At 32.6% G+C, this 14,810-nt stretch carries 16 protein-coding genes; 1 reads left to right on the top strand and 15 read right to left on the bottom strand.

The features are described from left to right. Window positions 1-13: 13 nt before the first annotated feature. From DR871_RS12795 to DR871_RS12855, 13 genes are all read right to left on the bottom strand, one after another. Window positions 14-1,228, bottom strand: a complete 1,215-nt coding sequence (locus DR871_RS12795; RefSeq protein WP_242497114.1) for an MFS transporter — start codon at window positions 1,226-1,228, stop codon at window positions 14-16. A 66-nt stretch (window positions 1,229-1,294) separates the two neighbouring features. Then, window positions 1,295-1,603, bottom strand: coding sequence for a DUF202 domain-containing protein (locus tag DR871_RS12800; RefSeq protein WP_113666538.1), 309 nt, complete (start codon window positions 1,601-1,603; stop codon window positions 1,295-1,297). Then, entirely contained in the window at window positions 1,600-1,800 is a 201-nt protein-coding gene (locus DR871_RS12805) for a YgaP family membrane protein (RefSeq protein WP_113666537.1), read from the bottom strand. Before DR871_RS12805 ends, DR871_RS12800 begins: the two co-directional genes overlap by 4 nt. A gap of 750 nt (window positions 1,801-2,550) precedes the next feature. After that, window positions 2,551-2,856: a thioredoxin gene (gene trxA / locus DR871_RS12810; protein ID WP_113666536.1), complete on the bottom strand. Its 306-nt coding sequence runs from the start codon at window positions 2,854-2,856 to the stop codon at window positions 2,551-2,553. Next, window positions 2,843-3,058: a hypothetical protein gene (locus DR871_RS12815; protein WP_113666535.1), complete on the bottom strand. Its 216-nt coding sequence runs from the start codon at window positions 3,056-3,058 to the stop codon at window positions 2,843-2,845. The genes trxA and DR871_RS12815 overlap by 14 nt, the downstream gene beginning before the upstream one ends. A 9-nt stretch (window positions 3,059-3,067) precedes the next feature. Further along, window positions 3,068-3,523, bottom strand: a complete 456-nt coding sequence (locus DR871_RS12820) for a DinB family protein (RefSeq protein WP_113666534.1) — start codon at window positions 3,521-3,523, stop codon at window positions 3,068-3,070. Between the two features lie 89 nt (window positions 3,524-3,612). After that, window positions 3,613-4,005 carry a rhodanese-like domain-containing protein gene (locus DR871_RS12825; protein ID WP_113666533.1) on the bottom strand — a complete coding sequence of 131 codons (393 nt, stop codon included), beginning with the start codon at window positions 4,003-4,005 and terminating at the stop codon, window positions 3,613-3,615. Beyond that, a complete protein-coding gene (locus DR871_RS12830; protein ID WP_242497115.1) occupies window positions 4,002-4,301 on the bottom strand; it encodes a rhodanese-like domain-containing protein in 300 nt (99 codons plus the stop codon). The genes DR871_RS12825 and DR871_RS12830 overlap by 4 nt, the downstream gene beginning before the upstream one ends. A gap of 48 nt (window positions 4,302-4,349) precedes the next feature. After that, entirely contained in the window at window positions 4,350-5,765 is a 1,416-nt protein-coding gene (locus DR871_RS12835) for an MBL fold metallo-hydrolase (protein WP_113666531.1), read from the bottom strand. A 31-nt stretch (window positions 5,766-5,796) separates the two neighbouring features. Continuing rightward, on the bottom strand, window positions 5,797-7,188 hold the full coding sequence (locus DR871_RS12840; protein WP_113666530.1) for an MBL fold metallo-hydrolase: 1,392 nt from the start codon (window positions 7,186-7,188) through the stop codon (window positions 5,797-5,799). A 94-nt stretch (window positions 7,189-7,282) separates the two neighbouring features. Continuing rightward, the gene (locus tag DR871_RS12845) at window positions 7,283-7,945 is read right to left on the bottom strand and encodes a carbonic anhydrase (RefSeq protein ID WP_113666529.1); all 663 of its coding nucleotides are present in this window, start codon (window positions 7,943-7,945) and stop codon (window positions 7,283-7,285) included. A 126-nt stretch (window positions 7,946-8,071) separates the two neighbouring features. After that, on the bottom strand, window positions 8,072-9,487 hold the full coding sequence (locus tag DR871_RS12850) for an MBL fold metallo-hydrolase (protein WP_072944134.1): 1,416 nt from the start codon (window positions 9,485-9,487) through the stop codon (window positions 8,072-8,074). A 228-nt stretch (window positions 9,488-9,715) separates the two neighbouring features. Beyond that, a complete protein-coding gene (locus tag DR871_RS12855) occupies window positions 9,716-10,360 on the bottom strand; it encodes a peroxiredoxin (RefSeq protein WP_072944131.1) in 645 nt (214 codons plus the stop codon). A 363-nt stretch (window positions 10,361-10,723) separates the two neighbouring features. Between DR871_RS12855 and DR871_RS12860 the strand changes: the two genes are divergently transcribed. Next, the gene (locus DR871_RS12860; protein WP_113666528.1) at window positions 10,724-11,467 is read left to right on the top strand and encodes a substrate-binding domain-containing protein; all 744 of its coding nucleotides are present in this window, start codon (window positions 10,724-10,726) and stop codon (window positions 11,465-11,467) included. A 389-nt stretch (window positions 11,468-11,856) separates the two neighbouring features. Here DR871_RS12860 and DR871_RS12865 read toward each other — a convergent pair whose 3' ends face one another. Together DR871_RS12865 and DR871_RS12870 are read right to left on the bottom strand one after the other, a co-directional pair. Then, on the bottom strand, window positions 11,857-12,294 hold the full coding sequence (locus tag DR871_RS12865; protein WP_072944127.1) for a hypothetical protein: 438 nt from the start codon (window positions 12,292-12,294) through the stop codon (window positions 11,857-11,859). Between the two features lie 380 nt (window positions 12,295-12,674). Next, a complete protein-coding gene (locus DR871_RS12870) occupies window positions 12,675-14,783 on the bottom strand; it encodes a TonB-dependent receptor domain-containing protein (RefSeq protein WP_113666527.1) in 2,109 nt (702 codons plus the stop codon). Window positions 14,784-14,810: the final 27 nt, after the last annotated feature.

Raw genomic sequence — 14,810 nt, forward strand, 5'->3', positions numbered from 1 at the left:
GCTGTTTATTCTTTTATATAGTGTCTTTTGGCATTCGGATTTCAATAATTAGCGACGACACAATGGTGATAAGGCCTATTAATATAATAGCATAATTTATTCCAAATATATCAGCTGTTATTCCTGAAATAATCGCGCCTATCGCATATCCTAAATCCCTCCAAAGTCGGAATGTACCTATGCTTTCGGCTCTCTGATGTGGATTTGTCGCTTGCGCAATGGCAGATAAAAAAGTGGGATAAACTAAGGCCGTCCCTAAACCTAAAAAGGCTGAAATGGCGGCCAATTGGTAGAAAGCTACCGCAAAAGGAATAAAAAGAATCGCAACTCCCTGCAGTAACATTCCCCAAAACAGCATCTTTTTTTTTGAATAAATATCAGACATTTTTCCCGTTAGTAATTGCCCAAAACCCCAAACGGTAGGGTAAATAGCGGTTATAATTCCAATATTTTGAGAATCATAATTCAAGGAAAGTAACACAATAGGCAAAAGCCCCCAAATCATACCATCATTCAGGTTATTGACTAATCCTGCTTGCGTTATGGCGCTTAATGTTTTGTTTTTGAAAGTGGTTTCGAGAAAAATATTTTTTAATTTTTCGGTTTTATTCGTTGTGTTTTCTTGGTGTACAAATACTCGAGTATCTTTCACAAAAAATAAAGTCAATATAAAACCAATTATTGAAATTCCAATTCCCAAGTAAAAAGGGTAGGGCGTAATGCCATATTTTTGAGCGATATAGCCAGAAAGAAATGCAACTAATCCAACGGCAAAATAACCAGCAAACTCATTAAGTCCCATCGCCAATCCGCGATCTTTTTCTCCTACCAAATCAATTTTCATCACCACCGTACTGCTCCAAGTAAGGCCTTGGCTAATGCCCAAAAGAATATTGGCGAAAATTACCCAGTTCCAAGATTGTGCATTTATCAAAATAAAAGGAATCGGTATGGCCAGAAGCCAACCAAATAAAAGCAAATTTTTTCTTCCAAAACGATTCGCCAATTTGCCCGTAAAATAATTGGTAATGGCTTTTGTAATTCCAAAGGCAACGATGAAAGATAGAATAGCCGATTTTGAAGCAATGCCAAATTCAATCTCAGCAAATTTTGGAATAATAGTTCTTTCCATTCCTATCATTCCGCCAACAAAAGCATTGACAATAACCAAAATGGAAAACTGTTTCCAATTTTCTTTCAGTCCCAGTTTTGTTGTATTTGTTTTCAATTGTTGTGTTGTTATTGATTATGAATCTTCGTTTGGAAAAGAAATTTGGTACAAAAAGAGTTACTGTTATATTTTATAATATTCTAACTGGTAATCTCCAATATGTTTTTTATTTTCTGAAATTGATATTTTATGTTTGAAATAGTTGATTGTTCCAAATACAAAAATCACAAAAGAAGTGATAAAAAGTACAATCTCTATAATTAGACTGTTTTCAATTTTCAATAAATTTCTTAAACTCAAACCTGCTATCAAGAAGTACATTGATGTTCTTAAAAATGCCAAGAAAGTAGATTGATTAGCTAAAATAGTTCGTTGTAAAGCTAACCTTTCTCTTAAGATTAAATCTTTATTAAGTGCGTTATCGGTTTTCATTTTTTTCGTGTATTTATTCCAAATGGCAAATACAAAGGACAAAAACTTGTAAACGATGTTAAAATGAAAATACCCGCAAAAGCGCCAAGTACAATTGCTAATGTGCCATTAATTAAGCCAGTATAGTATAGTACTCCAACAAGAATAGCACATGCAGAACGAATGATTTTATCAACAGTACCCATATTTTTTTTCATAGTAATCTATTTTAGATTTATAAAAGTAGTTTTTAAAAATAAAAAGCTATGTAACAAAAGTCACATCGTTTCAAATAATAACAATAATAATTTTTGTTATTATTATATTATGAAGTGATCTTCAATAATTTCAGACAAGGGCATTCCCTTCTGAAATTTTTTGATAATCGGTATTTATCCCTTATAAATCGTTAATCGTCAACGAATGGTATTCTTTCAAGGAAAAGATGGATATCCAAGTTTAGAAAAATAATTTTTAATTCAGCTTCTAAAGTAGTTCCATTCTAAAACCCAATTTCTTTTTTATAGATGCGTTTTATTCCTTAAGTATTGTTTTTGCACACAGATTTGAGTTAATAAAAGAAACAGTTGTTGATTAATATATTTTTCAAATAAATTGTAATCCAACTAATAAACCCAAAAGAATACTATTAAAAAAAGTAAAATAATTAGAAACTACTAATACAAATAGTCCTAAACCTAAAGAAAAAATTATTCCTAGGGGATTTGTTTTTATATTTTTCATAATTTTTTTTAGCTAATACTATTTTTAGTTTTTTGTATTTTTAAAGCTTTTACGGTTATATTTAACAATAGATATTCTGTTAATCCAGTATTTAAAGATGAATTAACAGTTTTTGTGTAGAGAATAAGTTGTAGGAATACAGTCTATATCTAGGTAGAATACATATGTGAAATAATTTTGATTACTATTGCAATTTCATTAATGATGACTACTATTTATATTATTTAATTACTTTTTTCTAAAATGACATTTATTATTTCATCGGTTGATAAAACACCGGATTGTCTCCACAATTGTTTTCCATTTTGAAATAGTAGTAATGTAGGAACGCCACGAACTTTATATTTTTCTGCTATTTTAGTATTTTTATCAACATCTATTTTGATTATCGTAACGCGTTTTCCCAGACGGTCTTTCACTTGCTGTAAAACAGGAGTTAACATTTGGCAAGGACCACACCAGGTGGCAAAGAAATCAACTAGAACTGGGTTTTCTGAATGAATAGTATCTTTAAAATTACTCTTTTCCATAGTCCTGTTTTTTTGATTTTGGAATAGCACAACCATTGCTGCCACAACATCCTGTGTTGAAAAGGGCCATGCCTGTAAACAAAACACCCGGGATGACGAATAAATAATTTTTGGTAAATATAGCTTGTGAGATTACTATTATACCCAGAATCAGTCGAATGGCTCTAATGAAACTCCAATTGGTGAACATTGTATTTAGCATACTTTTTAATTAAATAAATTTTTTGATATTTATCATAAAACCAAGGTGAATTGCCTCATGATAATTGTTGAAACTTATTGCTTCTTCTATTGAAGACAAATGAAAACCTATTGATGTCACATACTCCTTAAAGTTTAGAAATTTTCCGTCCTCATAGTCGTCTCTTGTTTGTTGAATATGACATAGTAACAGACTTTTTATTTCATCTACTTCTTCTTGTGTTGCTGGTTTTGTGGGGAATGTTCCAATTTTATATTTGTTGTGAAATTCTTTTGAAATTGTTACCGGTAAACCGGATAATCTGTAAATTAAACCTTGTTGAGTAGCTATAATATGTCCAATGTTCCAGATAAGATTATTTGTGAAACCAGAGGGGGTTTTATTGAGTTGTTCTAATGAAAATTGTTCTAAAAATTCGATATGTAGATTTCTGTTAGTTTCCCAAATTTTGAATGTTGATTTCATACATCGTTGTATTTAATAAAAATAGTCCAATGTAAAAAACAGGCATTAATCTGTTTCAAACTGAACTATTTCTGTGTGGTATTTACTATTTATTTGTTTATAATTGCATTTACATCTTGCCAGGTACCACCATTGGTAATATTAGTAAAACCATTTTGCTCTAAAATTGCTTTAGCCTGAGTACTACGATTACCAGTTCTACAGAAAACAACGATGTTTTTTTTACCTTTAAACTTTGGGAATTGGTTTTGTATTTGATCCAAAGGAATATTAACTGCACCTTTTACAGTGCCTTGAGCAAATTCATCAGGCGTTCGAACGTCTACTAAGAAAGGTCTTTTTTTCAACACTCTCTTTAGTTCAGTTGTTTTTGCTTTTTGGGATAAAGTTTGAGTTAATACATTTGGAGTATTTTGTGCAGCTATAAAATTGCTTATAAAAATTATTATAAAAAATAATATTCCTTTTTTTACTAAATTCATCCTTTATTTATTAGGTTGTTAACATCTTGCCAAGTGCCACCATTGGTAATGTTATTAAAGCCCTTTTGTTCTAAAATAGCTTTAGCTTGAGCACTTCGGTTTCCACTTCTACAAAAAACAATAATATATTTTTTTCCTTTAAATCGGTCAATTTTATTTGCTACCTGATCTAAAGGAATATTTATGGAACCTTTTACATTCCCTTCAGCAAACTCTGCTTGTGTGCGAACATCTACAAGTAAGGCACCTTCTTTAATTAAGTTTTCCATTTGAGAGTTATCTGATTTTGAAAACATTTTTTTTAATATTTTGAACATAATGATTGTAAGGTGTGTTTGTTTTTACTATTTTAAAACTTTGCTTTGGCAAACGAAATCGGTTTTAGGAATATTTGTTTTAGATATGGCTCCAAAACCACCCTCAATTTCAGAAAAATTCCTGTACCCTCTAGCTTGTAATATTGACGCAGCCATCATGCTTCGGTATCCACCGGCACAATGCATGTAGAAATGTTCTTTTGGGTTAATATCTTTTATCCATTCATTTATGGATGCTAATGGACGACTATAAGCTTCATTGACGTGTTCTGCTTCGTATTCACTTTTTTTGCGTACATCTATGACTTTACTTTCTCCAATTTTTACTTCGTTTTCAAATTTTTCTGCAGTTATTCTGTTGATGCTATCAACTTCATAACCTGATTGTTTCCATGCTTGAAATCCATATTTTAAGTGGCCAAGTAGGTTGTCAAAACCTACACGGCTTAAGCGTGTAACTGTTTCTTCTTCAAAACCTATTTCAGTAACTAAGACAATCGGTTGTTTTACATCGGCAATTAAAGAACCTACCCAAGGAGCAAAATCACCATCAATACCGATGTTTATCGATTGTGGTACATATCCTTTTGCAAAATCACTATTGTCTCTTGTGTCTAAAATTAATGCTCCGGTTTTTTCAACTACACTTTCAAATTCTATTGCATTAATACCTCTCATACCATTATTGAATACTTCTTCAAAACTTTCAATCCCCGTTTTATTCATAGCTACATTCATACCAAAGTAGGCAGGGGGAGGTAACAATCCTTCAGTAACTTCTTGTACAAATTCGGTTTCCGTCATATTAGCGCGTAAAGCATAATTGGTAGCTTTTTGTTCGCCAATTGTTGAAACAGTTTCTTTACTCATGTTTTTTCCACAGGCAGAACCGGCACCGTGAGCTGGATATACAATTACATCATCAGCTAGCGTCATTACTTTATCTCGTAAGGAATGGAATAAGACTGCAGCTAATTCTTCTTGCGTCATGTGTGCCACTTTTTGAGCTAAATCAGGACGGCCTACATCACCAATAAATAAAGTATCGCCAGAGAAAATAGCGTGGTCTTTTCCATTTTCATCAATCAGTAAGTAGGTCGTACTCTCCATAGTGTGACCTGGGGTGTGCAATACTTTTATTTTGATAGTACCAATTGTAAATTCCTGATTGTCTTTGGCCGAAATGAATTCAAATTCTGGCTTTGCATTGGGACCATATACAATTTTAGCACCTGTTTTTTTACTCAAATCTAAATGTCCAGAAACAAAATCCGCATGAAAATGGGTTTCAAAAATGTACTTTAATTTTACTCCGTCTTTTTCTAACCTTTCCATATAAGGTTCTGTTTCACGTAGCGGATCTATAATTGCTGCTTCACCATTTGAGGTAATATAATACGCTCCTTGTGCTAAGCACCCTGTATATATTTGTTCTATTTTCATCTTATTTCTAATTTGAATGTACTGCTATTAATTATGCTATTACCGGATTGCCTTCATTCACCCATTCATTCATTCCTGGGGAATAATTTAAAACATTCGTATACCCATTTTTTATTAATAGGGAATAACCAATTGAAGCTCTATCACCGCCTTGGCAATGGATTACAACTTTTTTGTCTTTACTTATTTTATCTAAATTATTTACCATAGTCCCTACAAAAACATTGTCTGCTCCTTCTATATGACCGGCATTAAATTCAGCAACGCCACGAAGGTCTATGATCTGAACATTTGGATCCCCTTTTAATGCTTTTAGTTCTTCAAGAGAAATGAAATGGGATTGATCCAAATTCCCGGTATAAGTCTCGGTAGAAGGGATGTAGCCATAAATGTTATCAAGGCCAATTCGCATTAATTTTCTGGTGAGATCATCTAATTGGGACTCAGGAGCAAGTATCATAAAAGGTTCCTCGTAAGTTAAAAACCATCCTGCCCAAGTGGCAAAAGAATTATTACCTTGAATGTTGATGCTTCCCGGTATAAATCCTTTTGAAAATTCAGATTTGTCTCTGGCGTCAATCAATTTGATTCCTTTTGCTAATGCTTCTGTTAATTCTATTTGATTTAACTTTCTTAATTTAGGAACCGCTGTCAAAAGTGGACGATCAACTTTATTTAAGTGCTTCATCATCGCAAAATATTTTGGTGGTTCGGGCTGATCCGTCAATAAATATTTTACAAAACCTTTTTCATCATGCTTGTATTGAAATGCCCAATTTCTCACTTTCTCGTATCCCACTGTTGTGCTTGGAACTGATCCTAAAGATTTGCCACAAGCAGAGCCCGCACCGTGCCCAGGCCATACTTGAATGAAATCTGGAAGTTTATTAAATTTTTGTACAGATTGGTACATTTGTAAAGCACCAGCATCAGCTGTACCAACAACACCAGCAGCTTTCTCTAGTAAATCTGGTCTTCCAATATCACCCACAAATACAAAATCCCCTGTGAAAAGCATTACTGGCTCATCGCTCGCAGGAGTATCTGTAAGAAGGAAACTGATACTTTCAGGAGTATGTCCCGGTGTATGTACAACTTCTAATATAAGATTTCCAAGTTTTATTTTTTGACCATCTTTTAATCCAATATGAGGGAATTCATATTCCCAACCTTCTCCACCTTCATCTGAAAGATACATATCTGCTCCAGTTAAAGCGGCTAATTCTCTTGATCCTGCAAGAAAATCTGCATGAATGTGTGTTTCAAGAATGTGAGTAATTTTCATGTTATTTTGCTTTGCAATTTCGAGGTAGGTATCTACATCTCTTTTTGCATCAATTACAGCTGCTACTCCTGCTTTTTGACAGCCAATAAAATAACTGGCTTGTGCTAAACTTTTATCGTAAACGTGTTGAAAAAACATATCTTTTATTTTTAGATTAATTACTAATTAGGAACCAAAATTACGTATTGCATTTATTAAAAACTGTGACATAAGTTACACAAGCTTTTTATAACTATAATTGTATTATTTTACCAGTATGAACATCGTAGCGCATGGATACAATTTTTGGATGCTTCTCTTTTACAATAGGATTTTGTTTGATTAAATTTGTTGAATGTGCAATGTTAGCATTTATTGATCCTAATAAATTTTTATCCTTCGGCATTTTTTTTTCTTCTTCTTGTTCTTCTTGTTCCTGAGCAAGAGTTTCTACAATATCATCAATGTGACTTAAATGTTTTTTATATAAATTATCTTTATCAGCTATATAGGCTTTAATGGCACCACATTCTGTATGACCCAAAACAACAATTAATTTTACATCAAGATGTTCTACGGCATACTCAATACTTCCCATGTCAATATCTGAAATTAAGTTTCCTGCATTTCTAATGACAAACAAATCACCTAATCCTTGGTCAAATAATACTTCAGGAGAAACCCTGCTGTCAGAACAAGTAAGCACTACAGCAAAAGGATGTTGTTCATTTTGGTTTTTTAGCACTGTTTTTTTGTCTTGATGCGGATGAATAGATTTTTCGTTTATAAAACGTTGATTTCCAGAAATTAGTTGTTCTATTGGTTCTTGGTTTTCAGCAATCGGGTTTGCTATTTCTTCTTTCTTGCAACCTATTGTAATACTTAAAATTGCAATTGCTAGGATTGTTTTTCTCATTTTACTTTCTAATATTTCTTCAAAAGTAGCTTGTGAATTTTGTATTTATTGTAACTTATATCACATAGCAAAAAAAGAGATTGCCTTTTTTAGACAATCTCTTTATAATAAAAAACAATGAATTATTTACAACAGCGTTGTTGGACAAACATAGTCTGATTTTAGAAGATTGGTGTTTTTGATTTCGGCAAATCCACCAATAACGTCAACAAAGTTATCCCATCCGCGTTGTTTTAAAATTGAGGCAGCAATCATACTACGATATCCACCGGCACAATGCAAAATAAATTTTTTCTCTTTTGGAAATTCTGCCAAGTGATTGTTGATTTCGTTTAAGGGAACATTAATTGCTCCGATAAGATGTTCCGATAAAAATTCGCTTTTCTTTCTGACATCAAAAATTAGTGTTGCATCAAAATCAATAGTGTCTTCCAGTTGTTTGGCCGTAATTCTGTTTACGGTATCCAATTCAAAACCTGCCTTTTTCCAAGCAGTAATTCCACCGTTCAAGTAGCCAATAGTATGATCGTACCCAATACGCGAAAGGCGTACCATACTTTCTTCTTCCTTACCAATTTCAGTAACTAATAAGATTTCTTGTTTGATATCAGCAATCATTTCTCCCACCCACATCGCAAAACTTCCGTCTAAACCAATGTTAATACTGTTCGGAATAAATCCTTTAGCAAATTCAGATGCGTCACGTGTATCCAATACTAAAGCTCTGGTTTCATTGGCCACTACTTCAAATTCGGTTGGATTTAAAGGTGTTTTCGCTTTTTTTAGTATTGCATCTAAACTGTCATAGCCATTAATATTCAGTAACACATTGGCTGGAAAATAGGCAGGAGGATTCGTTAATCCGGTCAAAACAGCGGTAACAAACTCATCTTCGGTCATCTTTGGGTTCAAGGCGTAATTGGTTTTCTTTTGGTTGCCCAAAGTATCGGTAGTTTCTTTACTCATCATTTTCCCGCAAGCCGAACCCGCACCGTGATTTGGATATACAATTAAATCATCTGACAAAGGCATAATTTTAGTTCGCAAAGAATGATACAAATGACGCGCTAATTTGTCTTGAGTTAAATCAGCCACAACATGTTGCGCTAAATCTGGACGACCAACATCACCAATAAACAAAGTGTCGCCGGTTATAATTCCGTGTTCTTTTCCGTTTTCATCAATCAGTAGAAACGTAGTACTTTCCATGGTGTGTCCCGGTGTATGAATCACTTTTACTTTATAGTTTCCAATTTCAAAAATCTGTCCATCTACAGCAGAAATAATTTCATACGCTGGTTTAGCCGTTGGTCCGTATACGATTTTCGCATTCGTTTTATTTGCTAAATCCAAATGTCCTGAAACGAAATCAGCGTGAAAATGAGTCAAAAATACATATTTGATTTTGGCGTTGTCTTTAAATGCTCTATCAATATACGGTTGTACTTCGCGTAAAGGATCAAAAATGGCGACTTCTCCATTATTTTCAATATAATAAGCTGCGTGTGCAATACATCCGGTATAAATTTGTTCGATTTTCATAATCAGGGTTTTTGAATTAATAATAGTTTCAGATCAATAAGATTGTGGCAAATTTAGAAGACACTTTTAATTTCCAAAGTGATAATTATCATACTAAAACAACTATTTTATCAGTAAATATAGTATGTGACAAAAGTCACAGAAGGAAATACAACTGTTGTTTTTTATTTATTACAAATAAAAAAACCATCACAAGGATGGTTTTAATTAATGAAAGATTAGAGTTGTTTAAAGTGATTTTTTGGCTAAATACCAGTCCACCATTTCTAAATTACTTTTCTTTCTTTCTGCTAAAGCTTCCACAGTTTTAGGCGCTGGGATAATTACTTTATCGCCCGGTTGCCAATCAAGAGGCATGGCTACTTTATGCTCATCTGAAGTTTGTAAAGCCAGTAGAGAGCGTTTAATCTCTGCCATGTTTCTACCTACATTTAATGGGTAGTACATGATCAAACGTACTTTTCCTTCTGGATCCATAATGAAAACGGCTCTAACAGCGGCAGTTTCACTTTCTCCTGGTTGTAGCATTCCGTATAATTTTGAAACCTCCATACTAATATCGGCAACTATCGGGAATTCAAATAAAACGCCTGTTTTTTCATGAACTGCATTAACCCACGCAATATGAGAGTGGATACTATCAATACTCAAACCCATCAGTTTAGTATTGTGTTCTGCAAAAAAATCTTTTTCAAGAGCAAAACCACTCATTTCTGTTGTACAAACTGGTGTGAAATCAGCAGGATGCGAAAAAAATACAACCCAACTACCTTTATTGTATTCTGAAAATTTTAATTTTCCTGTAGTTGTTACAGCTTCAAAATCTGGAGCCATATCGCCAATTCTTGGCATTAAAAATGCTTTCTCTTCCATAATATTATTTTTTGATTATTAATTTACTGATGCAAATATAATTTAGATAAATCTTACTAAAGGTGACTTTAGTCACATTAAATAGAAAAAAATTATAATATTTTTTTTATAATAGATTTTTACTATTATTAGATTTGTAGAATTTATTGTAAGCCATTTAGCTATGAATTAGAAATATATAAGTTATTTGCTATATACTATTTAAAAATAATATTCAATCAATAATAAATTGTACTAAGTAATTTAGAGTTTAAAAATAAAATTTTAAATTTGGTTGTTTAAAGGAAGTTTGGGTTTTCAATTTACTGTAATTTGATTTAGAATTTAAGAAAACAATTTTTAGAAATTTAAAAACATTTTAAAATGAAAGTCAGGTATTTTATTCTAATTCTATTGATTGGTTTTTCTAGTATACTAAGAGCTCAAACGGATACATTGTATGTTTATGGCCCTGGCGGTCCAGCAGCTGCAATAGAGGAATGTGCAAAAATATTTTCAAATAAAACTTCTATTCCTGTAAAAGTAAAAGCAGGTCCCGAAGTGGAATGGATTCAAAGAGCTAAACAAAATGCTGATCTAATTTTTGGAGGATCAGAGTATATGCTTACACAATTTACTATGCAGCATGAAGGTTTAATTGATACCGCTACACGAACGGAATTATATAAAAGAGGCGCTGCAATTTTAGTACGTCCAAACAATCCTAAAAATATTACTTCATTAAAAGACCTGACTAAAGTAGGTATTCGAATTTTAGATGTGAATGGTGCAGGGCAATTAGGTATGTGGGAAGATTTAGCTGGCAGACAAAATCTGATAGGAGGAATTCAAAAAAATATTTACAAATCTTTCCCTAATACAGCAATGGCTATTAAAGCATGGAAAGAAGATAATACCTATGATGTATTTATTAGTTATACATCATGGTATTTGAGATTAAAAGATGTCTCAACGTTAGTTACGATTCCTGTCAGAAATACGGTTTATAGAGGTACTCCTATTGCAATAACTACTGTTACTATACAGAAGGCAGAGGCACAGTTATTTATTGAGTTTATGCTTTCAAATGAAGGGCATGCTATATTTAAAAAATGGGGATGGGAATAATTAGCTAGAATTATAAAAGAATTGACAACTCTTTATCCACTGTTCACCTAACTATTTGGCAAGTTCTGATAGGTATGTTCAATCATAACTTAATTGAACCGCCTTATTTTTAGAAGCTTTCCCATAAATTTTGTGCATTTGTTTTAGAAGCTGAAATTAAGTTTTATTTTTTAACTTCCTTTGATGGCTAGGTTAGCATGCCCAGTTTATAAACTAAAATAATTTTGGATTACCATTAGCAATAATTTTTAGTGGAGCAGAAAAAAAGTACTATTTTTTAGCGGAAATCTTAATTTAAATTAATCATATTGAATGATAGAAATTAATTGCAAGTAAGCAAAGTAAATAAATTCAGTGATTGGATAATTTTAAATAATTTTGAGCCAATTTTATTCCGTTTTAAGGCGGTTATTCCAATAAAACATAAGTAGCATCGTAACAATTACTGAAGATGCTATACCTTCAATAAGTGTACAAATTATACAGACATTTATGGATGAATTTCCACCTAACCAAAAATTTTTGGGTAATGCTTCCATATAAGCATCGCCTCCTTTTATATAGCTGTAGATTACTAATCCTATTACGCTTAAGAGCACTCCTATTAATCCTGTACTTAATGCTGAAATGGAATCAGATGCAAAATTTATTTTGCCTTCTGCCAGTTTCATTTTTAGAGTTCTATTAATTCCGTAAAAAATAAAAAATACATTAAAGTACCGTAAATACATTATATCAGAAAAACCAAATATATTAATTAGTAAAAAATATACTCCTATTCCAATGAAAATAATAATTCCATTTAATAATTCTTTTGAGAGTTTCATTTATTTAATTTTTAAATTAATATTTGTTATTGACTTGATAATTAAACTAATAAGAATTAAAATTACAAAATAAAATTATGTTTTACTAATGATTAATAATCTATTCAAGTTATAGCTTTTATCATATTATTTGAGTTAATCATAGAATTAAAACTAATTAATTTTTTTGAAGGAATTATTTTTACGATATCGTTACCAATTTCCTGTTTTGTAAGAGGTTCTTAATTTTTTTTAATAAAAAGCGTATGCAGGTTGAATTTTTTTTTGTTTTTTAATTTAAAAAGGTAGAGTAGCTCATTTTGAGAGCATCTCTACCTTTTAGGATTTTACTTTTCTAAAGTATTCAGCGCATAAAGGTCCGTTTTATTCTTTGGATTTTGCTAAAATGTATAATTCACAAAAACGGTAAAATTTCTTCCTATTTCGGTTATTGGAGTTCTTGAAAATCCAGTTTGGCCGTTGAAAGCATAACTTAAATGATTGTTGTACTGCTTGTCAAAAAGATTCAAAATTCCCATTCCTAGATTTAGGTCTTTTATAGGAGTAACACCCGCTTTTATGTCCATGATTTCATATCCTGAAGTTGGAATTTCATCATAGGATTTTGATATTTTATTTTGCTCAGCAGTCAATGTATAATGAATTGCTGCCCAAAAAATGTCCTTTTCAAAACCAAGTTTCAATCGGGTTACCAAAGGCGGTGTAAGGGGTAAACTCTCCTTATAATCTTTATTCTCTGTGTAAACATAAGCAACTTCCGTCAGGAAATTAAAATGCGTTGCAAATTTTATATCTCCAAAGATTTCGAATCCTGTTTTGAAAGCATTTTCAATATTTCTAAAAACTTTTGGATGGATAGGTGGAGTAGTAGGGTTGTATTTTCTAATTAAGGTTTCATCAACCACTCCCATAATGTAATTTTCATAGATTGAATAGTAAATGGAACTTCCGAATTTTATTTGTTCAAAAAAACTGGAAATAGTTTCTTTTCCTGTCAAACCTAATTCAAACTGATTATTGGTTTCCGCTTTTAGATTTGGATTTCCAATGTATTCGTAAGGGTCACGACCGATATTGAAATAGGAAATATAACGCTCCTCAATATTGGCAGCACGAGTTCCTCTCCCGTAGGCAATTTCCAAAGTATAATCTGGAGAAAGTAATCTTTTATACGAAATGGTTCCGCTGAAGTTAGCCTCATTTCTTTGTTCTAAGTTTGGATACAATGCTGCAAAATTAGGATCTAGATCCCTTGCTTCAGAAGTAACAAAATCTATTCTTGCCCCTATATTGAAAATTGATTTTTCAGAAGCAAACCACTTAGCTTCCGCAAAGGTTCCAAAAGTATTATTGTAACTGTCTTGCCACACTTTGTCATAATAAGCCATTGGAGTTGGTAATACCATGCCCGCCATATTTCTTTTGACCAGTCGATCTCGTCCGCCTTCACGAGAAATGTTAACCATATCAAGACCAGTGAAAAGTTTCCAACGTTCAGTAAAATTCCATTCTGCTTCCAGTTTTCCTCCATAAGTCGTGGCATTTACTGCAGAAGACGCTTCGGTACTGGCATAAGCAGCTCTTCTTGTATTACTCATCAAGTGATCTACAAAAGAATAATAGACTTTAGCAGATAATCCTTTGAATGTTTTACTGTCGCTTATCCATTTGTAATCTAAACTTCCAATGGAGCTGTCATCAATGTCAGTATCCATAGACAATCCGGCATGAAGAACATCTCTTCCAAAATTCTGACGAAAATTGGCTTGTAATCTTTGATTATCAGTAAAGTTATAGCCTACTTTTAGGCCATAGCTGGTACTTTTAAAAGAAGAGGGGATTTCAGTACCGTCACCATCTTTATAATTCCCATAATCTCGATAACTCAGATTTCCTGATATATCAAATTTGCCAAAGTTTCCGGCTAAATGTAGCATGTTTACTAATGAATTGCCATTGCTTTCATAACCAGAAGATAAGGAACCGGATACTTTTTTATCACTATCCTTAGCGTTTCTAGTCACTAAATTTACGACTCCTCCAAAAGTATTTCCATAGCGAACCGAAAAGGGACCTTTGATAATTTCTATTTTGCTGACTTCCTCAGGATTTACTAATGTGGTAATCGGATCCATTCGGTTGGGGCAGGCGTGCGATGCTTTGGTTCCACCATCGAACTGGACATTTAACTGTTCGTACTGACTTGCTCTAAAAGCGGGATCTACGGCATAGCTTCCTCTTTTAATCAAAGAAAAACCGTTGATATCACTGAATAATTCCCCTGCATTTTTTGGTTGGACTACTTTTTCCTTGTAATCTTGTTTTACGATAGTAAGTGTTGGGTCCGTTTTTGTGTTTCCGGTAACGATAACCTCATTTAATAATATCGTTTTTTTGTTTACTGTATCTTGCTTGTTTGTAGTTTCTTTGGTTTGTCCAAAGGATACAACAGAACACCATAGCAAAGCCACAATGAATGTATTTTTCATTTTAAAGTTTTAAAATTGATAGGATTT

Source organism: Flavobacterium petrolei, from assembly GCF_003314435.2.
Classification (GTDB): domain Bacteria; phylum Bacteroidota; class Bacteroidia; order Flavobacteriales; family Flavobacteriaceae; genus Flavobacterium; species Flavobacterium petrolei.